This is a genomic window from Paenibacillus sp. WG02 (assembly GCF_055396115.1).
The window spans coordinates 4,307,424-4,327,256 of sequence record NZ_AP036016.1 but is presented as its reverse complement, the minus strand read 5'-3'; the positions used below and the strand labels follow the sequence as shown (position 1 = coordinate 4,327,256).

At 38.5% G+C, this 19,833-nt stretch carries 22 protein-coding genes and 1 pseudogene; 20 read left to right on the top strand and 3 right to left on the bottom strand.

Features of this window, described 5'->3' with window-relative positions:
* Nucleotides 1-46: 46 nt before the first annotated feature.
* Both ACBP55_RS19445 and ACBP55_RS19440 read right to left on the bottom strand, forming a co-directional pair.
* Nucleotides 47-1,270 carry an amidohydrolase gene (locus ACBP55_RS19445; RefSeq protein ID WP_464644252.1) on the bottom strand — a complete coding sequence of 408 codons (1,224 nt, stop codon included), beginning with the start codon at nucleotides 1,268-1,270 and terminating at the stop codon, nucleotides 47-49.
* 40 nt (nucleotides 1,271-1,310) lie between these two features.
* Entirely contained in the window at nucleotides 1,311-1,949 is a 639-nt protein-coding gene (locus ACBP55_RS19440; RefSeq protein ID WP_464644250.1) for an ankyrin repeat domain-containing protein, read from the bottom strand.
* Between the two features lie 111 nt (nucleotides 1,950-2,060).
* Between ACBP55_RS19440 and ACBP55_RS19435 the strand changes: the two genes are divergently transcribed.
* The 18 genes and pseudogenes from ACBP55_RS19435 (at nucleotide 2,061) to ACBP55_RS19350 (ending at nucleotide 15,874) form a co-directional block, all read left to right on the top strand.
* Nucleotides 2,061-2,225 carry a LysR family transcriptional regulator gene (locus ACBP55_RS19435; protein ID WP_464644248.1) on the top strand — a complete coding sequence of 55 codons (165 nt, stop codon included), beginning with the start codon at nucleotides 2,061-2,063 and terminating at the stop codon, nucleotides 2,223-2,225.
* Between the two features lie 52 nt (nucleotides 2,226-2,277).
* Complete coding sequence (locus ACBP55_RS19430) at nucleotides 2,278-2,946, top strand: LysR family transcriptional regulator substrate-binding protein (protein WP_464644246.1); 669 nt, start codon at nucleotides 2,278-2,280, stop codon at nucleotides 2,944-2,946.
* Nucleotides 2,947-3,213: 267 nt separating this feature from the next.
* Entirely contained in the window at nucleotides 3,214-3,510 is a 297-nt protein-coding gene (locus ACBP55_RS19425) for a hypothetical protein (protein WP_464644244.1), read from the top strand.
* Entirely contained in the window at nucleotides 3,507-3,908 is a 402-nt protein-coding gene (locus tag ACBP55_RS19420; protein WP_464644243.1) for a Nif3-like dinuclear metal center hexameric protein, read from the top strand. The genes ACBP55_RS19425 and ACBP55_RS19420 overlap by 4 nt, the downstream gene beginning before the upstream one ends.
* Nucleotides 3,909-3,948: 40 nt before the next feature.
* Nucleotides 3,949-4,038, top strand: a pseudogene (locus tag ACBP55_RS19415) (GNAT family N-acetyltransferase); the annotation flags it as partial.
* Nucleotides 4,039-4,504: 466 nt separating this feature from the next.
* Nucleotides 4,505-5,083, top strand: a complete 579-nt coding sequence (locus tag ACBP55_RS19410) for an ABC transporter substrate-binding protein (RefSeq protein ID WP_464644241.1) — start codon at nucleotides 4,505-4,507, stop codon at nucleotides 5,081-5,083.
* Entirely contained in the window at nucleotides 5,079-5,945 is an 867-nt protein-coding gene (locus ACBP55_RS19405; protein WP_464653357.1) for an extracellular solute-binding protein, read from the top strand. Before ACBP55_RS19410 ends, ACBP55_RS19405 begins: the two co-directional genes overlap by 5 nt.
* A gap of 465 nt (nucleotides 5,946-6,410) precedes the next feature.
* The gene (locus ACBP55_RS19400) at nucleotides 6,411-6,668 is read left to right on the top strand and encodes a hypothetical protein (RefSeq protein ID WP_464644239.1); all 258 of its coding nucleotides are present in this window, start codon (nucleotides 6,411-6,413) and stop codon (nucleotides 6,666-6,668) included.
* A gap of 540 nt (nucleotides 6,669-7,208) precedes the next feature.
* Complete coding sequence (locus ACBP55_RS19395) at nucleotides 7,209-8,603, top strand: DUF3221 domain-containing protein (RefSeq protein WP_464644237.1); 1,395 nt, start codon at nucleotides 7,209-7,211, stop codon at nucleotides 8,601-8,603.
* 247 nt (nucleotides 8,604-8,850) lie between these two features.
* Nucleotides 8,851-9,579 carry a hypothetical protein gene (locus tag ACBP55_RS19390; protein WP_464644235.1) on the top strand — a complete coding sequence of 243 codons (729 nt, stop codon included), beginning with the start codon at nucleotides 8,851-8,853 and terminating at the stop codon, nucleotides 9,577-9,579.
* Nucleotides 9,580-10,200: 621 nt separating this feature from the next.
* Nucleotides 10,201-10,692 carry a hypothetical protein gene (locus ACBP55_RS19385; RefSeq protein WP_464644233.1) on the top strand — a complete coding sequence of 164 codons (492 nt, stop codon included), beginning with the start codon at nucleotides 10,201-10,203 and terminating at the stop codon, nucleotides 10,690-10,692.
* A gap of 410 nt (nucleotides 10,693-11,102) precedes the next feature.
* Nucleotides 11,103-11,651: a nucleoside/nucleotide kinase family protein gene (locus ACBP55_RS19380; protein ID WP_464653356.1), complete on the top strand. Its 549-nt coding sequence runs from the start codon at nucleotides 11,103-11,105 to the stop codon at nucleotides 11,649-11,651.
* Nucleotides 11,652-11,875: 224 nt separating this feature from the next.
* Nucleotides 11,876-12,439: an SF0329 family protein gene (locus ACBP55_RS19375; RefSeq protein WP_464644231.1), complete on the top strand. Its 564-nt coding sequence runs from the start codon at nucleotides 11,876-11,878 to the stop codon at nucleotides 12,437-12,439.
* Between the two features lie 313 nt (nucleotides 12,440-12,752).
* On the top strand, nucleotides 12,753-13,118 hold the full coding sequence (locus tag ACBP55_RS19370; protein WP_464644229.1) for a UPF0158 family protein: 366 nt from the start codon (nucleotides 12,753-12,755) through the stop codon (nucleotides 13,116-13,118).
* 177 nt (nucleotides 13,119-13,295) lie between these two features.
* Nucleotides 13,296-13,625 (top strand): low molecular weight protein tyrosine phosphatase family protein, encoded by a 330-nt coding sequence (locus ACBP55_RS19365; RefSeq protein ID WP_261306412.1) that lies wholly within the window; start codon nucleotides 13,296-13,298, stop codon nucleotides 13,623-13,625.
* 723 nt (nucleotides 13,626-14,348) lie between these two features.
* Complete coding sequence (locus ACBP55_RS19360) at nucleotides 14,349-14,579, top strand: hypothetical protein (protein WP_464644227.1); 231 nt, start codon at nucleotides 14,349-14,351, stop codon at nucleotides 14,577-14,579.
* A 380-nt stretch (nucleotides 14,580-14,959) separates the two neighbouring features.
* Nucleotides 14,960-15,238: a hypothetical protein gene (locus tag ACBP55_RS19355; RefSeq protein WP_464644226.1), complete on the top strand. Its 279-nt coding sequence runs from the start codon at nucleotides 14,960-14,962 to the stop codon at nucleotides 15,236-15,238.
* 234 nt (nucleotides 15,239-15,472) lie between these two features.
* The gene (locus tag ACBP55_RS19350; RefSeq protein WP_464644225.1) at nucleotides 15,473-15,874 is read left to right on the top strand and encodes a hypothetical protein; all 402 of its coding nucleotides are present in this window, start codon (nucleotides 15,473-15,475) and stop codon (nucleotides 15,872-15,874) included.
* 153 nt (nucleotides 15,875-16,027) lie between these two features.
* Here ACBP55_RS19350 and ACBP55_RS19345 read toward each other — a convergent pair whose 3' ends face one another.
* Entirely contained in the window at nucleotides 16,028-17,035 is a 1,008-nt protein-coding gene (locus ACBP55_RS19345) for a DUF3231 family protein (RefSeq protein WP_464644223.1), read from the bottom strand.
* A 503-nt stretch (nucleotides 17,036-17,538) separates the two neighbouring features.
* Here ACBP55_RS19345 and ACBP55_RS19340 point away from each other — a divergent pair.
* Both ACBP55_RS19340 and ACBP55_RS19335 read left to right on the top strand, forming a co-directional pair.
* A complete protein-coding gene (locus ACBP55_RS19340; protein WP_464644221.1) occupies nucleotides 17,539-18,417 on the top strand; it encodes a GNAT family N-acetyltransferase in 879 nt (292 codons plus the stop codon).
* Nucleotides 18,418-18,592: 175 nt separating this feature from the next.
* Entirely contained in the window at nucleotides 18,593-19,399 is an 807-nt protein-coding gene (locus ACBP55_RS19335; RefSeq protein ID WP_464644219.1) for a hypothetical protein, read from the top strand.
* Nucleotides 19,400-19,833: the final 434 nt, after the last annotated feature.

Below are 19,833 nucleotides of genomic sequence, written 5' to 3'. Positions count from 1 at the left end.
AATATTATCAAATTAGGGGGGGTGAACTATCGTCGTCAAGATAAGTTCACAGAGATCCGCTTACGAACAATCCCTTGTACCATACGGCTTGACGCTTCGTTCTTCGCGCTACGGCTTCTGCCGAGCAGCTGGCAGGCAGGAGCACAAAGCTTGCGGTGTCACCGACCTTTGGCCATACTTGTTCGCCTTTTTGGTCGAGCGGTGTTATCCCGCCTGTAATGAATCCTAGAGATTGAGAGAGCGAACATTCATCGTTACACCCATATAGTTCAGCGAACCGTCCAGCTTTCTCCAGTTGATCGCCATTTCCAAAAGGAGACCAGTGATCAGTCAGGCTGTCTGTTGCTAATTTCACATGAACACCTTTGTTATGCAGCATCGGGAGAGGCATCGTAGTTCTTCCGATTGGCACCGTCGAGGCAATGGACATGCCCAGAGAAGACATCCTTGCAGCTACTTCTTCGGATTCCTGCTGAGGAGCACTAGCGAACCAAAACGCATGGCTAACGGTCACCTTTCCTTGCAAGCCAGCTTCTTCCGTCAAATCAGCCAGCCGCAGCAAAGTTTGCTTCCCTGCTTCATTTCCATCATGCAAGTGAAGATCAATACCGGCATTGTTCATAACCGCTAGCTCTACCATGGTCTGTAGTGACTTTTCAATATTGCCATCTACCGTGTATGGATCTACCCCGCCGACAAGGGTCGCTCCTTCTGCCAAGGATTGCTTTACCAATTGAACAGAATCCGATCGAAGCAGTCCATGCTGAGGGAACGCAACAATTTCAGAGGATATTTTACCAGAGAATGTCTCCAAGGCTTGCTTGGTTGCCTCTAAACGGTGCAGACCGCTTACGGGCTCGATATTACAATGGCTGCGCACATGCGTGGCACCAAACCCTTGAATAAGAGTCAAAATGCTCTCGGCTTGTTGTCTTGCCATAGGCAGAAGATTAGGCAATAATATTTTTTCTTCTTCAATCCGTTCGAAAATGCTTGAAACTTTTTTCACCGCTTTCCACGGCCCGTCATAATACGTTTTATCTAAATGGATATGCGCCTCCTCGAAAGAGGGCAGCAGCAGGAACTCCTTGCAATCGTACTTGGGAAGTGGTCCCTGAGGCTCCAATTCCGATCCGATAATTTCAGCTATGGCGTCGCCGTCAATCCGGACATGACAAATCTTCGTATGTGTACCGACCACTTGTCCGTCTTCTTTGACATAACCCTGTTCTAATCTTACATTCATTAACCAATATGAAGTATTTAACATGATATCCCGTCCTTTTCACAACAAATAATTGGAGGCTATATTAGGCCCCGGCGTCTACTAATAAACGTTCGATAGCTGTAAAATGATGCGCTCTAGCATGCTCCAGCGGTGTAACTCCATGCTTATCCGGTATCGTCACGTCAGCTCCGTGTTCAATTAGGAGTTTTATGACTTGCTGCTGCCTTTTCCCACCATTGCTTAGTACAATCGCTTCCATCAGTGCCGTCCATCCGAGATTGTTTACGTGATTTACATTCACTTTTGATCGGGTAAGAAGCTCTTTTACGACTTCAACATATCCATGTTCGGATGCAGGAATGAGCGCTGTTCCTCCATAGCGATTGGTGATGGTTGGATCAGCGCCAGCTTCGTTCATCAACTTGACGATTTCGAGCAATCCTTCTGCCCCAGCGTATAAGAGAGGATTATCTAAGAAATGATCTTGTAAATTGATATCTGCTCCAGCCACGATCAACGCTCTAACCGTATCTGCTTGATTGCCGTGTGTGGCGGCTAAAATCGGAGTACGTCCGCGTTCATCTCTTCCATTGATATCCGCGCCATCTTTGATACATTGCACAACGAATTCAGTTTTTCCGCGTTCTGCTGCTTGAATGAGGGATAGATTTATTGACGACACATCCTCTTCGACTAAGTTGACATACGCAATACAAAGCAACTACTTTCTTCCGATTATACGGATATGGTACCATAGCCATTAGCATACGAAAAATATTTAAAAAGTTTGGTTTCTATACGTTTAACATTCGATAAGGAGGTTGTCTCTTCCTTGGATATTCGCCAACTTCGTTATTTCATAGCTATCGCTGAAGAGAAGCAAATTACAGCTGCCGCCCAAAGATTGCATATGACTCAACCCCCGCTTGGCCAACAATTGAAGAACATGGAGCAAGACCTCGGAGTCCAGCTTGTCATAAGAAACGGTAAAGTATAAAGTATTAGAACTGACCGACGCAGGACAGGCCTTATACAAGCATGCCGTTCATATGACGCGGCTCTTAGAAGAAACGGAGAACGAAGTGAAAGAAATTGGCATGGGGACACGAGGCAAATTGACGATAGGCGTGAACACATTGTCTTCAGCACCGTTGCCTCATTTGTTGCGTATTTTCAAAACTCGCTATCCTAAAGTTACTTATAAAATACAGCAGAGTGAATCCTTACAGCTTCTTAGGCTCATTAGAGAACGTTCCATTGAGCTTGCCATAGTAAGGCTACCGCTGGAACTAAGCGATTTTGAAGTGCTGAGGCTTCAAGCTGAGCCGTTTTATTTCGTTACAGCTAAAACCTTTGCGCCTGAATCACATGGATTTACCTACGCTGACATTCAGCGCTATCCGCTTATTCTGCCTAGCAGCGAAGGTCTTGGCTTATATCAAAGTATCATCGATCAATTTACCGAGCGTGGTTTGCAAGCGAACGTCATCGGGGAGTGTTCAGATATCGTCACGTTAATGGAGTGGGTATCCTCAGGGGATGGGGCGACAATCGTGCCGGAATCCATTCTTCATTTGCATCGAGGGTATGACATTCAATCCTTTGCCATTGCAGAGAATCAGCTTAAATTCGCAACCGGATTAATCTGGTTAAAAGAGCGCTATTTAACAAAAGCAGCACAGCATTTCATCGAACTTATCAAAGCATCAAGGATTTGAACCCAATATGGAAAACATAAAGCATGAGTACTCAAATTCCAAATAATATTAAAGTTGAACTAAAAACCACCGCTATTAAAAGTGGATGACTTTATGCACAAACATGAGTGCTTTTAGATCCCCGTCAATCGGGGATTTTTTATTTCAATGCACATATGCATGTGTCGCGAGGTCACGACACAAACATATGCGCATAATCGTGGTGATAGTAAATGTTGGATATGTTATTGTTTATTCTTATGTCCATTAAGCTAAAGGGTAGAAAAATTGCATAGCGACAAAAGTAAATTTGTGGTAAGTATAATATTAATTTATCAATTAACTGGTGGTGTAATTGAGATGCACTGTGATCAATTTATTGAAGCTACTCACTCACTCTTCGGTGACTTATTGACAACATTTGATGAAGGAGAAGAATATGCTTTTTACAATTTTGGTCCTCAGTTGATTTACCGTATTGGTTTTTCAACGAATATTACACCAGATATCGTACGTCAAGCTGCTGAAAACAAGATCGATCTAATGTTACGCATCATGATGCTTGGGATTTCGTATTCGGGATGAAGGAAGAATGCCATAATCTACTGAAGCAATTTCAAATCAGTCATTATTTCGTTCATTTACCACTTGATTACGCTGATTTTGGTACGTGTAATTCACTTTTTCGAGCATTAAAGGTCAACCAAATTATTCAAACTTCTTATCATAATGAAGGTAGGAGTATACCTGGAGTAGGTATATTCAAAGACCCATTAACGTTTGAAGCCTTGAGTGAAAGGGTAACAACCGTATTAAAAGAAAGTGTTAAGTCATGGAAGAATTCTGAAAAACGAATTAGCAAAGTGGGCATTATTATGGGAGCAAGAAACTCAACTAACAATATCCTCGACGCGTTAAAATTTGGATGCGATGCATACATAACAGGTGAAAAAACATTGTATTCGGTACAATATGCTCAATAAACGGAACACGATAGTGAAGGAGCTTACCTCGCGGCAGCTCTATTGGACAGAAGAAGGCAGACATCCATTTTTTATTCGTGTGGATGGAAAACTGGCTGGTTTTGCTCTAGTGAGGATGATGGGGACAAAGGAACATAGCATATCTCATTAAGCTCCTCTCGGAGAACGATAGCTCAATAAAACAGCGGTAGTCTAGGACTTTATTTTCTCGTCCAAGGATGCCGCTGTTTCTTTTATTGGGGCCAGTCTAAAACTTATTTTACGAAGGCTTCCGATTTTGTAATTAAAAACCCGCGTGGGATCAGCAACTCCAGTCTAAAACTTTATTTTCAACGAACACCAACAGTTGTGGATCATCGACATCTACGGCTTAACGCTCGCATGGTTCTGGATCACAAATGAGGACGCTGGGAGATCGGATAGGCCGCCGCAAACTGCTGTTGATTGGTGGGGCCGCATTCGTCATAGCCTTTCGCGACACAACTATCTCCAACTCTACTAAATTTGGTATAATTTGTATTTTTATTCCGATATGTGTATGATAGTGAAAGAATTATTACTATATTTGGTAATAGAAACAATGTGGAGGGAATCAAATGAAACGTTGGATGTGTACACTCGCTGCGATTGCGGTAACTGTCTCGCTGACAGGGTGTAATTTTTCGGAGAAGGCTAGCGGTACTTCAAGAGAAGCCGGATCACTTAAGAAGCTGGGGAAAGACGAGAAAGCAACGATTAAAGTGATGTATTATGACAAGAATTCCTTTTACCAACAGTACGGTAATCTTTTCATGGCCAAAAATCCGAATATTGACGTAGAGGTCATCTCGAATCAAGGCATTTATGGACCCGGCAAAGATCCTCAGGAAGCGCTTGATAAACTCATCGATGAAGAAAAGCCGGATATTCTCCTTGTTAACGGTACCGACCAGCTTGAAAAGTTCGTACAAAAAGGACGTCTGTATGCGCTGGACGATGTCATTAAACAGGATAAATTCGATGTAGAGCACATCCTTCCAGCTACACTGGATACGATTAAGCTCAAAGGCGAGGGTAAGTTATATGGACTTTCACCGGACTTCTACAGTCAGGCTCTTTACTATAACAAGGATCTATTCGAACAGTATGGCATTGAGCTTCCGAAAAATAAGATGAGACTGGGAAGATGTCATTAATCTCGCCAAACGCTTCCCGACCGATGATCAGGGAGATCAGCGAATTTACGGATTTTCCGCTTATTCTTACATGCGTGAAGGAGTCGCCTATCAATATATGAACAGCATCGGCACTACGCTGGGTCTGTCTTATATCGATCCTGAGCAGATGAAACTGACGATCCAGACAGATGCCTGGAAAAAGGCTCTGCAGTTTACCGTCGACTCTCTGAGATCCGGTGCGTTGTACATGCCAAAAAATCAAAACGCCGATTCTAATGCACCGCGCATGTACGAGGATTATCTCAAAGAGAATTTGTTCGTCATGGGTAAGGTTGCGATGACAATTGATGGCAACTATATGATGCAAAATCTGCAAGAGGCCAAAGACCGCCTGAAAGATGTGAAGCCTATCAATTGGGATATTGTCACGGTTCCCGTTGATCCGCAAAATCCGGACTTTTCTAACAGTGTTTCCGTATCCAATGTATTCGGTATCAATGCCCAATCGCCCAATACACGGGCAGCCTGGGAATTCTTGAAATATATCAACAGCGATGAATTCGCTAGAGTCATGTCCAAATCTTCGAGCAGCCTGATGACCCGCACCACTTACTCCAAAGAGAGGAACGGCCATAATTTAGAGCCATTTTATCTCCTAAAACCTAATCCAAACAAGATTACTAAAGGTTACGAGAAAATCCCAGGTGGCTTCTACCAGCCGTTCAGTATGATTGCCAATCAAGAAATTCAGGCCGTTATCGATGGGAATAAATCAGCTGATGAGGCACTTAAGACGATTCAAGATAAAGGACAAGAACAATTACTGCAAGCCAAACAAGCGGATGATGCCCAGAAAGAGGCTCAGTCCAAGCAGAAATAAAGCCAAGAGGCTGCCTCTAAGGTTCTTTTCAAACCTTGGTGGCAGCCTCTATGTTTCGTCCTGATTGAGCCAGATCGATGAACTTCTTTTCTAAAGGCTTACAATGTCAAGCATATGAGGCGATTACCAACAAAGTTACATAATAAATATACCCTGGGGCATTGAGCTAACGGGCATTGACAATAGAATATCTGAAATAAAATTTATGTATAAGAAATTTTGTAAAAAATCCCATTTATAAAAGAAACTTATTACTTGTCCGCTCTGTCTAATTTCTAAGAACTGAGCTATGAGAGTGATGAATTTTGAAAAGGTTTCTTCTAGGTCTAATTTGTGGGATTTGTTTAACTGCGGCAACTACTGTTTATGCGGCTGACACAATTCAAGCATACTTGTTTCCAACCAAATTTGAAATAAACGGACAAAGCAAGGAATTAGAAAGTGACTACAAAGTTTTGAATTACAATGGTCATGCTTATATCCCTGTTCGATTTGTTGCTGAAAGCTGCAAAACCTAATTATAAATACAATCACGGGCAAGATTTTGATATGAATGGTTTTGAGAAAGGAGATCTAAATGCCCAGTTGTATATTAAATGGTCAATACAAAAAGAAATTGAGCATATTGGTTTAGGATATACGCAGGGGCAAGACGAACAAAGACGAATTTACTTCCAGTATGTTCTTCCTGATGGATCAACTCCTGAAGGATTGTACGAATAATTTAATGAATAAAGTAGAACAAATACAAATGATTTTATTCCGCAAACGGGTAACTATGCTCATATACGCCGATTAGAGATATAAATAAAATTAAGTTTAAGGATGTGGTTGAAAGTTGAAAAATAGTGATTACAATGAACATAATAAAAACCTATTTGATGAACTATGGAGAAAACTACAGGAGCAGGATGAAGCTTATACTACTAAATTTTTAAGACTCCTTGAGAAGAATCATTCCTGCTATTTTCTTTCTAATTATATGGGTTCTGGGAATAAATGAATGAAAATCAAATGGTATATATAAAGAAAGAAAAGAATGTATCAATAGATTCGAGAAGTTCGCTAAACTAACGGGGAACTATAGCTCAATAACCAAAATGAAAAGGTAGCTGCTGATACGGCTGCCTTTTCCCCGAACCGGGCAGAATAGCGGTGAAATAAACTCCATTTAAGGAAATTATTTTCGGAAATTTCCCTATTTTCACAACAAAATGTAAGCTTTAGCTTCTATATTTATAAACAACGAAAAGGGGTGCCGTATTGAGAAAATTTATATTGGGATTGAGTTTAGGTTTAGCTATTGCCTGTTCAACTGTTATTTTCGCATCGGATTCTATTCAAGCGTTATTATTTCCAGCGAGTTTTGAAATTAATGGTAGTAATATTGGATTAAACAATGATTACAAGGTACTGAATGTGGATGGACATGCGTATGTACCCATTCGCTTTATAGCGGAAAATTTGGGAGCAACCATCGATTATGATGCGGAATCAGAAAAGATTTTTGTCAAAAATAAAATTCTAGACTTAACAGATCCAGATTACAAAGATATATCTGTTGGTAATTTAATATTAACTAAAGATGGTAATAACACAAAAGTTACGGGGCAATTGAAAATGGCAGGTGTGGGAAGCTCAAAAAATAAAATAGAAGCTAAATTAGCCTTTTATAATGATAAAAGTGAGAAAATTGGCGATATTGCAATAAGCGGAAATGACTTTGGGGTAGAATCTCAAACGTTCGTATCTGAGGGTGCAGGTGACTTCAGAGCCTATTCAGCGGTTAATCTTCGAATAGGTGCTGTAAATGATCATATTATTAGTGAATTACCAAGCGTTCTTTATGAAAACACGAAATATAATTTCACTCTTAAACTACCCAAAACTTGGGAGGGAAGATATGAAGTTGAAGAAAAGGTAATCGAAAGTGAAGGTTTCCGTGCTGATAATTATAATTTTATTGATAAAGCAAATAAAGGGTATGGGGGAGTTGTTTTCACGATCACAGTATGGACAAAAGAGGATTGGCTTAAAAACGGTCCATCACTAATCGGGGTGGGTCAAATATATAAAATAGGTGAAGATGGGGATAAAGTGTTCACATTAGCTCCACCAGGAGATGTTGAATACAATCCTCACGATGAGATGTTAAAAGCAGAATTCTTTTCAATGTACGACCACATAAACACAATAAAAACCACTTTTAAGCTCACCCCTGCACCCAGTCTTGTGGGTTATATTACCAAGCATGAAAATCAAAGAGCTTTAGTGGTTAGTCCGATAAGTAGAGAAATAAATCAAACGAGAAAAGAGTTCTACGATGCAATATGGGTTTCAAATATGCCCCAAGATGTAGAGGTTGGACAATACGTTCATGTATGGCTTGAAGGTGCCATAGCTACGTCATACCCTGGTCAAGGAAAAGCATCGAAGGTCACCATAACTAAAATACAAAAACCTGAAAAAGCAATCCTGTCTCAAGACGAAGTAATACGCAAAGCCCTCTTAAACAAAGATATTTCAAGTATCAACAACTTTGTTATCAATGAAGTAGTTTATGATGAAAATTCAGATGTTTGGACTATTCGATACAAAAGTGCAATTATTACGGATAGTTTAATTGAAGAACATATTATACAAGTTCCAGATAAATAACATTACGCTCCCTCGATATGATTTAATTTTCTCACGCAAGCTCGTGTATTCGCAGGATTTCATCCCTATTGGATTCGATGGAAGAATGAAGAGGGTCAGGATTTGTTACGTTGAGCCTTTAGAAGGCGTGTGGGAATAGAGGTGGGGGCATCCGCACCTAATTATTTCCATATAATGCACGTATTCTCCACAGTGCCCTTAGCGATTTTCGCTCCCATGTCTCAACGGGTCTAAGCCCTCTCATTCTATGATGAACAGCGATGTTGATGACGGATGTAAACCTATAAAAAACAGGTCAAGTAATTATTCAAAAGATTTTGATTCAATCATCAGAAGTGCATATTATAATGAGAAATTTAGCATTGGTGCAGGTTCCATCATTTCAAACTGCGATGATTTGTTCAAATGGTACACCTGTTTACGGGATCGTAAAATCCAATCTCAAAAAACGTACATTAGATTTGTCAAAGAGAACAAAAACAATTACTGCTATGGACTGGAACATCATCATATTTACGGCACAGATAGATATTCCCATGGGGGAGATCATCTTGGGATAAGCACCTATATGCAGAATTATTTCGATGAAGATATTTGTGTAATCATTCTTTCAAATAACGAAGCTATCAATCAGTACAGACTGGGCAATGCAATTTCAGATATCTTGCATCAAGTTGATGTTGATTTTCCGTTAAAACATGAAGAGTTTCCAATCAACGAAAACAAGCTTAAAGAGTATTGCGGAACCTATTTGAAAGATAAGATCAAAGTAGAACTTATTAATGGAAAATTATACTTTACGAGATTTTCAGGAAATCTTCATAACTTAAAAGATCACACATTGAATATCCCATATGATAATCAAAGATTTGATGATCATGATCGAGATGATTTAGGGGAAAACTTGCTGAAAACAATTAGCATTCTTGATAATGCAATTAATAAAGTATTGAAAAGGAAAAATATAGGCTTGTAGCGATACAAAGTTCAAAAGTGGTCATTATTGAGCTAACGGGAAACGATAGCTTCATAACAAGATCTAGCAGGCTGCCGTTGATAAACTCGGCGGCCTGTTGTGCTAACGGGCAGAATAGTTCCAATATGTGGTATTATTATTTTAGTTCTGAACACATAAAACGGGGTGATTAGCTGTGAATAGGTATGGTTTTTACTTGTTCAGTTCTGCAGTATGTATCGTTCTTCCCTTGGTATTTTTAATTTATGGTTATTGGGATGCATCTCAACCAAAGGTGGGTCCTGTTGGGGATGGTAATCAGAATCCGACCTTCTTACAAATCTTTCCTCTAATTTGCACACTGGTTACTGGCGTCATTAATACACCACTTGCTATTTACCAGTATAGAAAACATAAAAAATCAAGTTCAACTTTTAGGTGTCATTATTATACTGTTCGGAGTAATTGTTTTGTTGGCATTTGAAGGTTCTTCTGGATATGGATTTACTTTTGGATTAATTGGTCTTATAACAGGCATTTTCGGTTCATTTAGAGAATCCCAAAGGGCTAAAGAAGAAAAAGATGGTTGAACTTACGGGAGAACGATAGTACTGTTTCAGTGAAGCTATGGGGGAGATAAGTGTGAAAACATTTAAGAAGTTTATTTTGTTACTGACTATGTATCTAACATTTGTTGGTTGTGGAAATGGCGTCATCCCAAATAATCCTGAGACAAGTCCTAGTGCTGTTGCTGAAGACAAATTATACATTCCAGAGAACTATAAAACCCAACTTGAATCGTTAAAATTAACTGAAGTAATATCGCTCCCCTATTTTCATGAACCTTTTATTTGTATAGCAAAGGATGCAAGCGGGCAACAATTTGCTATTGTTTTTCATTCTTTGGAATCAGAAAAAATGGTGAAATTACCTATTTCTTATGAAAAGATAATAAATGTAATTGAGTCTAACGGGTTTAAAGTTGAGATAAACACATCATCCTCCTTTCAAAATATACGCATGTTTGAAATTAATAAAAAATTATTTTGGAATTACAGTGACGGCACAGGTAAAATATTTTTAAATCTTAATGGCGAGGTTGTAACGAATCCGTGGGAAGTTGGATTGAACTAACGGAGGAACGATAGCTGAGCAACCTGGGAGCAAGTCGCCGCCGGCAGCTGTTCTCTTTTTCATTGAAGTAACTGGGAAGATAACGTGGAGAAGAAATTGATGTAATCTCTAGTTGCCGAGATACATTGCGAGGTATTTAGCAATAAAAAATCAAAGGTGAAAAATGAACAAGAAAAAATCGGTATTTTATTTTATTTTAGCATCATTTTTATTCGGCGGAGCCATCTGTCTATTCAAGAGCATCTTTTGGACTTTATTCTTTTTAATATTTATAGGCTTTCTCTTAACGATCAAGATATCAGATGAAAGAAGAAGTTTCGGGAAACAAATGTTTAGTGCGTGTTTAGGTCTTTTCTTTTTCGGGTGGCTCGCAGGCAAGGGCAAGATAGATCAATAGGAGTGTGATAATCATAAAGCAAATACCAAAGGTAATTTCAATTGCTGCTGTATCTGGTGGAGGGAAAACTACGACAACAAAGCAATTAATTAGTAAGTTAGATAATACAAAAGCTCTGTATTTTGATGACTACGATTTTGAAGGTCCAGACGACATTTGTGATTGGGTCGAGAAAGGAGCAAATTATAATGAATGGAACTTGCTCCCATTAATTAATGATATCCAGGAACTCCTCAATGATCGATCACTAAACTATATTGTTCTTGATTATCCTTTTGCTTATTTAAACGATGAAATGCGTGATTATATTGATATGGCTATTTATATTGACACCCCTTTGGATATCGCTATGGCTAGACGGCTCTTAAGAAATTATAAAGAGAACACAATTGAAGATGTACGTAATGATTTAACAAACTATTTAGTAAGGGGAAGGGCGGCTTATTTAGAAATGGAAAGGACCGTTAAACCCAGTTCAGATGTTGTCATTGAGGGTTGTTTAGATACGTACATCATTGTGGATCGAATATTGGAAGAAATAACAGATAGGTTATCTGATTAAACTCCCTCGGGGAACGAGAGTTCTATTTAGAGCAAGTAGGACAGCTGACTATAGAAAGTGAGTGATTAAAGTAATAAATTTGGGTAGATACAGTAGATGGGTGTCAGTTTCCCTGAAAATTGGGTTTAAGGTTGTTTTTTGATCGATGTGTTGGTTATTGTATTATGGATAATAGAACGAGTGCCTCAATGGGTGTTTTATAATATAGAACATAGGAGGATGAAATGGCCTGGAGCAAATTGAAACAAAATCTGGAGAGTTTTCTCAGTCCTGCGCTATATGGAAGGGTCGAATACCTTTCAACCAGCTACCGCTATTTACCAGATAAAGCAGGACTTTGTTATATTGCGGTAGACAAAAAGAACGTACTCAATATGAGTGATACCTTAATCAGATGGTATCAGACGGAGTTGGAAATTAAGAATGATTCAGATATCCAGATTCCTATCAACAATGAAGAAATCGAAGCGGTCAGAAAAGATACCAAGGGGAGTGTTCCGGAGGATCGTTTAAAAGTAATAGCAAGAAGTAGAAAAATATCGGAATATGCAAAGGAGCTTTTGTCAGCACAGTCATCATTAAGTAAATCAAATTTTAGCGTTATAGCTAACAAGTTTTTATCCATTTCTATAGAGGAAAGCTTAGAGAGCAATGATATCTTATTGAATATTCTAGCTTTGGTTGACAGACGAGTTGGAAAAAAGCGAATTTTAAACATGACCGAGAAGATGAAGTTAAAGCATCCAGTTGTACAATATTTTTTTGAACTACGACTTAGTACATTATGAATAATAACTCAGTCACCTCCAAACGGGAGGTTTTTTATTCAAACATTCGCTTATTTGCGAAATGTTTACTTCCGCTCAGATTTAATTGGGATGGATTTAGCAAAACAAACTAGATGATGACCTAATATTAAGTTCAACCCCGAGGGGCTGCTGTATGACCGCCGCGACTACTGTTGAGCTAACGGGAGACGATAGTTCTCTTGATAAAAAATTGGGTTCATCTAATCAAAAGATGTAAGAAGCTGCAGATGAGGTAGCTTTGTTTGTTTTTTGGGATATGATGTTTGTTTGAATCGAAGAAGTTATTACATTAATGAGAGAAGAAATTGGGGCTGCAGAAGATGAAGAGCCAATCGGAAAATTTCCTGAATGGCAAAGAGAGAATATTGAAAAAGCCATCAGTATAATTGAGGATGAAGATGGGGTTTACGTTGACTTCACATTTAGAAACGACTTCAATGAATATGAAATTATGGAGGAGTTTATTGTAAGTCTTAAGGATCAAAGCATTCGAGAAGAATTATATGAAGCCATTCAAGGAAGAGGAGCATTTCGGAGATTTAAAGATGGAATAATAGAACTTGGCGTTGATAAACAATGGCACAAGTATAAAGAAAATAAGATTAAAGAATTAGTAATTGAATGGTGTAAGGACCACAACATTGAAATCCAGGATTAAGAACAGATCTCGTCGTTTCGGCTGCCATGGGATCGATGAGGGACGAAGAACGAGAGCAAACAACGACAGACTGCCGGGATAATCGGCAGCTGTTGAAGTAACGGAGCAGATTAACGCAAACGTTGATGCCAACCTACAGTTTAATTTTCAGTGGGATTTGATAAGGGGATGATAAACATAAAAGTTCTGTTTATATGCAGCAGAAACAAATGGCGAAGTCCAACGGCCGAAAAAATATTTCATAAATATAATGGTTATGATGTGAGGTCTGCTGGGACAGAGGATGGTGCTAGGATTAAGGTAACAAGTGGACACATTGGTTGGGCAGATCTCATATTTGTAATGGAAAAAAAGCATTTGAGCCGACTCAAAGATAAATTTGGATCAACACTTAATGAAAAGGCGATCTGGAACCTAGATATACCTGATGATTATGGTTATATGGATGAAGAACTAATTGAAATACTAAAAGCTAGAGTATCGGAATATATTGAAGTCCCAGAGTGATGATTCTCGGTAAAATGAAACGGATGTGCTGTCTCGTATGAAACTTTTTCTTATTGAACGGGCAGATTTAAATATGAAGATACTACCAAAACGATTTCAATTGAACAAATATTGAAGCATTATATACGAACTTAAGGAAGGACGAAGTCTTTGTTCTAGAACGTTTTCTTGAGAAAATGCGTAGTACACTGAATAAATTAGAAAAAAATGTTGATCGTGCAATTCATTTTATGCCGAGGCATGGAATGAGCCTCATAAACGAAATAGTTGGGGCATTTGAGCGTAAAGAGATCAAAGAAGAGTTTAATATAAATAATGTTCGTGATTTTATTAATCTACAGGGTTGGGAAATATCAGAAGTACGAAAACCGGATTCCTTTGTAGAATACAGGGTCCGGTTTTTTCATGTAATGAATTGCTTAGCGCACGATTTTTTTCCGTTTCGTGAGGTGACCCTACCATGACGATTTTTACAAGGAAAAAGAAAGGGAGAATTCTGAAAAGAAGTTAAATTGATACCCCGCGGATGATGGCTTGAAATCTAATGGGCTCTTAGACTATTTTATGTTGTAGATGAGTACATCGTGTATAATTATATCGTAAAGATTGGCAAAAATTCTATTTGAAGGTTTTCAAGGATGGTAGAGTTGAATCGCAAAAAATCAATGTCTAACAATATATATCTTGGTATAATGTTGATCTCAACAAATGAAGGGGATATAAATGAACAAAGAAGATGTTAAGCAACGTATTAAGGATTACCAGCAGGCAGAAGGAGTGCATCCTATTACTTGCGGAAACAACAGTAAACACGAGAAATTATACCCTAAGGTGCTTGAACAAGGGTTGGTACTTCTTTGCCCTAATTGCAATTACACTCAAACATACATCCCGGATCTCTTTTTCGATGATGGTTTTTATGAGTGGCTGCGGGGCATGAAGAGCTTAATTTAAGTCAAAGGCGGTAAATAATTTTGAAAAGGATACTTACAGTAGCGTCAGCAATCTAATTCCCAAACAGCCTGGCTGTGTTGTAAAATACGGCAGGCTGTTTTTATGTAAGGATTCCTGATCTTGGCAAGATCCACGGACTGGTTCGGAGACTTGATCAAAAGCGCTGCAGCATCATTTTGGATTATTTTGTTTAAAAAGGATAGTACTAAAGCGCAGCGTTAAACTAACGGGCAGATTATTTCCAATATGTGGTATTATTGGGACTGAAAAAAGGTGGGGAATTTCATGGAACTAATCAAGGTTTCCTTTGAAAAGAAAATAATATTACGCAACTTTATTGAGTAAACGGGACACGTCAGATTGGTGTGAGGTGAATTTGCTTGAAATTCGAATATGCACTAACCGGTGCTGGTTGGGCCGATGGATATATCGAATTTAATTCTAATACTGTTTATTTCACAGCAAGTTATATTAATGATGCTCTTGGTGACATGTTGAAGGCAATAATTTCACTTATTCCTGAAATTAGTTCTTATTCTGTTCCACAAGCTCAGTTTGAATGGAATGAAGAACCAGGTGGAACTGTTTGGACTATAAGTAGAAGAGAAGATTTATTACACATTGAAATTCTTTCTTATGAAGATCTACGTAACAGATAAAAAAGCGAGTTATTGATCTAGATGAAACGTGTTTAATTATTGAATTTGTAGGGGCAGTAGTTCAAGCACTAGATTCATTATTGAGGCAATATGGACGAGAAGGTTATAAGGAAAAATGGGTTAATTATGACTTCCCTATAGACAATTACTTAAAATTAAAGGGGTTCGTTAAGGCGAGACATTGAGATAATTGAGAACGTATGTTCAAAACTGATTTGAGAGGGATTTTACTGTATGCACTTCCAGGGAGAAGTAGATAATTATCTGATTGAAGAAAATGACTCTGATCTAGAATATGTTTTGGGTTTTCTAAAACAAATGAATCACGAGACAAGCTCCTTTTGCACGTACTCAATTGATGATCTTTGTTACATACAATGCGCTGGATCTGCTGAAGAGATGACTATTGAATGGAGAGAAAAGACTAATTCTGGGTTTCAGCAGTATGTGGTTGGACGTAAGAAATTACTTAAAACCAAGCGGAAACTGAAATATAGTGGTGGAGAAATTGATCTACTGTCTAATGAAATCCTTAACTACGAAGACGGATTAGTGCTTTTTAAAGCATTTTTCGAGAAAAATGAAATGCCTCCAACAAATTACAGTATCAGGGAGACAACTAATATGTTCGTTTGAGTGCTGAGCTAACGAGAAACGTTAGTTCAAATGAATCAGGGAGTAAGTTTTCCGTGCGGCAGCTACTCCCTGGTTTTTATTAAACACTAAATGGATAGTTCCAATATTATATGGGTCAATTGGATTTGTTCATTGAAGCTACTTTTAGCTAATTTAGACGCCTGCAAGTTTCTTCCGGTCAGGTGTATGCGGAGGCTCTTCTAGCCATTCCCTTTCAATCAGCAAATCAGTTACATCTTTACCGAAACTCATTACTTCAACCATAAGCTTGGAATACTCACCAGCCAAATCAAGTCGCGTCGTCACGGATAGCGCATTTCCAAGATAAGTGAGAGCTGATGAATTAAGTATGTTAAGTAGATTTAGGATCAATTTATCTGAAAAAGGGGATACCGTTGATGTGGTGACTTCTGTATTGACCATGATTGTCCCGAGCAAATCATCTTGAACCAACTTATCGTTGATGAATTTGATTTGATCCATAGACAGTTGTTTTCCCCGTGCCAGTAAACGCTTAATATGTTCGTCCTTAACTACTTGCATAAAAGCTGTAAGAAGGATTAGTCCGAAATAATTTCGTTCTATGTTGAAGAACATTTCGGATATTTCCATTACATTCAGAGTTCTCTGCGGCCAAAACCATTTAGACAGAAAGTTTTCTTTCTTTTTAATAAAGGTAGCATGCTCCGGATAAGGGATCATTGGAGGTCGATCGTAGATTCCCTTGGTTAACATAAGTGTGATGGTTTTGTTGTACAAATCAGTTGTGGACCGTAGACACTGAGTAAAATAGTTTCTTACATCCTCTCGAGCTGTGTTAGATAAAAACAAGGCATACTTCGTCAGGCCAATTCGGCTCAGAGAATACACATAACTCAGAGGGAATGTATCGAAAAATAGCGGGGGGGCTGTAACATTGACATCTGCATCAGTAAATCCAGTGGGGATAGGGAATTTTTCCTTTTCAAAAAGATGCTGAATGGTTTCTATGTGTGATTGCGCTAAGGTCAACGATAATTCAACAAGTGGCTTTACTTCGTCGTCTTCAGTTATTTTTAGTAAATACTTGGAGATACATATCGCTAAACTGTCACTAATGTAAGATGACCACAATGCGGATATTTCCGTTGAAGACAGTCCAACAACATGAGAACCGACCATTGATAACAACCCCTTAAGTGTAAAAATCAAATATTTATTCCACTCGGTAGCTAATGAGGGAAGTATTGTTAGTATATCCCACCCCATGTCAAGTTATTTATTTCCTTCTGGATTTAAAAAACTTGTTACGCAACGAAGAACGAGAGCTCAATAAATAATTATCTGAAGCTGCGCGCAATGGAACGCCGGCTTCTTTAAGTTATCGGGCCGAATAACGTAACACGTATGATATTCATTTATCAAAGTCAAATGGATTAAGTACAGAAAATGTATATTTAAGGACTTTGAATGGTGTAAAACCTGAGACTTAGGATATCTGAACAAAAGTGGGGGATTACGCTAACGGGGAACTATAGTTTATTACAGACTAACACGAGGAGGTCGCCATCAACATGCCGCCTTTTCCTCGCTATCTGGCTGTATAGCAGAAGGAATAAAGAGGAAATGTGTCAAAGCAGATGAATAATAAAATATCATTAATTTAGAAAGGACAACGCTGTATTATGATGATCCATAGTTATGATTTCAAAAATCAAGACGAGTACCGTGCAAGTTTCAATCGTCTTTCCACACTTGTATTTGGTATTGACTTCGAGGCATGGTACCAAAAAGGATCCTGGGACGATCGTTATATCTGCCATTCAATTGTTGCGGATGACCAAATAATTTCAAATGTTTCTGTAAGCAAAATGGACTTGATCATAAATGGTGAAAGCAAAAGGGCTATACAAATTGGTACTGTCATGACACATCCTGAGCATAGGGGTAAGGGATTATCGAAACAACTGATGAATTATGTGTTGGACACCTATGAAAACACATGTGATTTGTTATTTTTATTTGCAAACGGCACTGCACTTGATTTTTATCCAAAATATGGATTCACTGCTATGCCTGAATATCAATTTTATGTAGATGGATCTGTTCAACCTAAGAATGAGATCCTGCTGGAAAAGCTGAACGTGTCTATGGAAGAGCATTGGAAATTAATAAAACAAATGCATGGTTCCCGCAGGCCGATATCACAACAATTTGGTATCGCAAAAAACGAAGGTTTATTTCAATTTTACGCTTTGAACGTGTTTGCCGAATGCCTTTATTATTCACAAATTGACGACGCAATTATCGTTTATGTACATGAAGGCGAAATACTTCATTTATATGATGTCGTCAGTGAAAAACAGGTCGACATTGAAGATTTGGTTTCACGCATTACAACTAAGCAAACGCGAAAAATTCGATTTCATTTCACACCTGATCAACTAATTGACAAAGCTTATGTGGAACCCTTTGGTAAGAATGAAGATGTATTATTTATTAAACCGAATTCTGATATAGGTGAATTACCTCCGTTTTGTATACCTAAACTGGCCCATGCGTAGTTAAGCTAACGAGAAACGAGAGTTCAATGAAAAAACATGAGAAGGCTGCCGACGATCATTGTTCAGCAGCCTTCTCAGCTAACGGGCAGGATAGTTTCAAGGAAAATATTTACACAAGAACAAGTGATCGGTATAATTTAGGGGTATTGAACAAACAGCCAAAGGGGGTTTTTAATTGGAATTTGGTCTTTCCCATAATAAGTTTAACGACAAAAGACCAGGATCCCTTGTTAGTACGATTACTGGAGTGTTAGAACTTCTTTGGTCATTGTATGCGAATATTGGGGAAGCCAGGGAGAACAACGGCACTTGGTCTTTACGAGAAGACACTCCTAATTACTCGACATGCCCTACATGTAACGGCACAGGCACTGTCATTGGTGATATTGATCCAATTCGTATGGTCGCAACCGAACTCTCACTTAAAAAAGGAGCGGTACTTTTATGGGCGGGTACTAACTGCGGACCTGTTGTAAAGATTAGAGAATTGGCCAAAATGATCGGAATTGACTTTGAAAAGCCACTTGCTGAGCAGGATAAGCAATTTACCGATATTTTACTTTATGGATATGATAAGGAACCTGTAACATACGTTCACAAGAAAAAGGAACATAAAAACTATTATCGTGGTTGCGTTTTCGATTTGAAATATATGCGTGATGCAGGAACAACTAGTAAAGGAAACCTTTGGGCGATAAAATTATTCTCCCGACATGATAAATGTCCAAATTGTAACGAAAGCTTGTTGGAACTAGAACGCTTGGTTATGGGGAATTCCCTTTCCGATGTGTTGAGAATGCCGATTTCAGAATCACTATTGTTTGTCCAGAAATTACGTAATTGTCTCGACAAGCTAGTGTTTGATAATTATTGCGAATTGATTTTTGATCTGGAATTGCGTCTGTCTTATCTAAATAAGATTGGTCTAAAGTCTCTATCGGCATTCGATGTTAGAGACTTGGTGAATCCGAAAATTGGTTAAGCTAACGCAAAACGAGAGTTAAATGAAAAAATATGGGAAGGCTGCCGACGATCGTTGTTCGGCAGCCTTCCCAGCTATCGGGCAGGTTAGTGAAATAGCTTCCTGTTTACATACATACAAACATACATTCGTTATTCTAATAGTAGTATTTCCATAATTAGGGGGATGATGAATGGGGAATTCTGAATATATTCGTGATGAAATCATCGAGACTATTGAAAAAATTTGGCGAATCAAAACGTATTCATACGAACAGAATCATCGAGGATACTTAAATCTAAAATGGAAAATAAACACTGATTTGGGAACTTTTTTTTATAAAGCAATATAATTGGAATAGATACAGTTCTCTTGAGAATGTTAAAAAAACACTGGAATTCCAATGTCTACTCAAAAAAGAGAACATCAAATGTCCGCAAATCCTCGAGGCTAAT

Coding starts and splice junctions, on each gene's coding strand:
- ACBP55_RS19445 (WP_464644252.1), bottom strand. CDS start 1,270: ATGTTAAATACTTCATATTGGTTAATGAATGTAAGATTAGAACAGGGT.
- ACBP55_RS19430 (WP_464644246.1), top strand. CDS start 2,278: ATGACGCGGCTCTTAGAAGAAACGGAGAACGAAGTGAAAGAAATTGGC.
- ACBP55_RS19420 (WP_464644243.1), top strand. CDS start 3,507: ATGAAGGAAGAATGCCATAATCTACTGAAGCAATTTCAAATCAGTCAT.
- ACBP55_RS19410 (WP_464644241.1), top strand. CDS start 4,505: ATGAAACGTTGGATGTGTACACTCGCTGCGATTGCGGTAACTGTCTCG.
- ACBP55_RS19400 (WP_464644239.1), top strand. CDS start 6,411: ATGGTCATGCTTATATCCCTGTTCGATTTGTTGCTGAAAGCTGCAAAA.
- ACBP55_RS19390 (WP_464644235.1), top strand. CDS start 8,851: ATGATGAACAGCGATGTTGATGACGGATGTAAACCTATAAAAAACAGG.
- ACBP55_RS19375 (WP_464644231.1), top strand. CDS start 11,876: ATGGCCTGGAGCAAATTGAAACAAAATCTGGAGAGTTTTCTCAGTCCT.
- ACBP55_RS19370 (WP_464644229.1), top strand. CDS start 12,753: ATGAGAGAAGAAATTGGGGCTGCAGAAGATGAAGAGCCAATCGGAAAA.
- ACBP55_RS19360 (WP_464644227.1), top strand. CDS start 14,349: ATGAACAAAGAAGATGTTAAGCAACGTATTAAGGATTACCAGCAGGCA.
- ACBP55_RS19350 (WP_464644225.1), top strand. CDS start 15,473: ATGCACTTCCAGGGAGAAGTAGATAATTATCTGATTGAAGAAAATGAC.
- ACBP55_RS19345 (WP_464644223.1), bottom strand. CDS start 17,035: ATGGTCGGTTCTCATGTTGTTGGACTGTCTTCAACGGAAATATCCGCA.
- ACBP55_RS19340 (WP_464644221.1), top strand. CDS start 17,539: ATGATGATCCATAGTTATGATTTCAAAAATCAAGACGAGTACCGTGCA.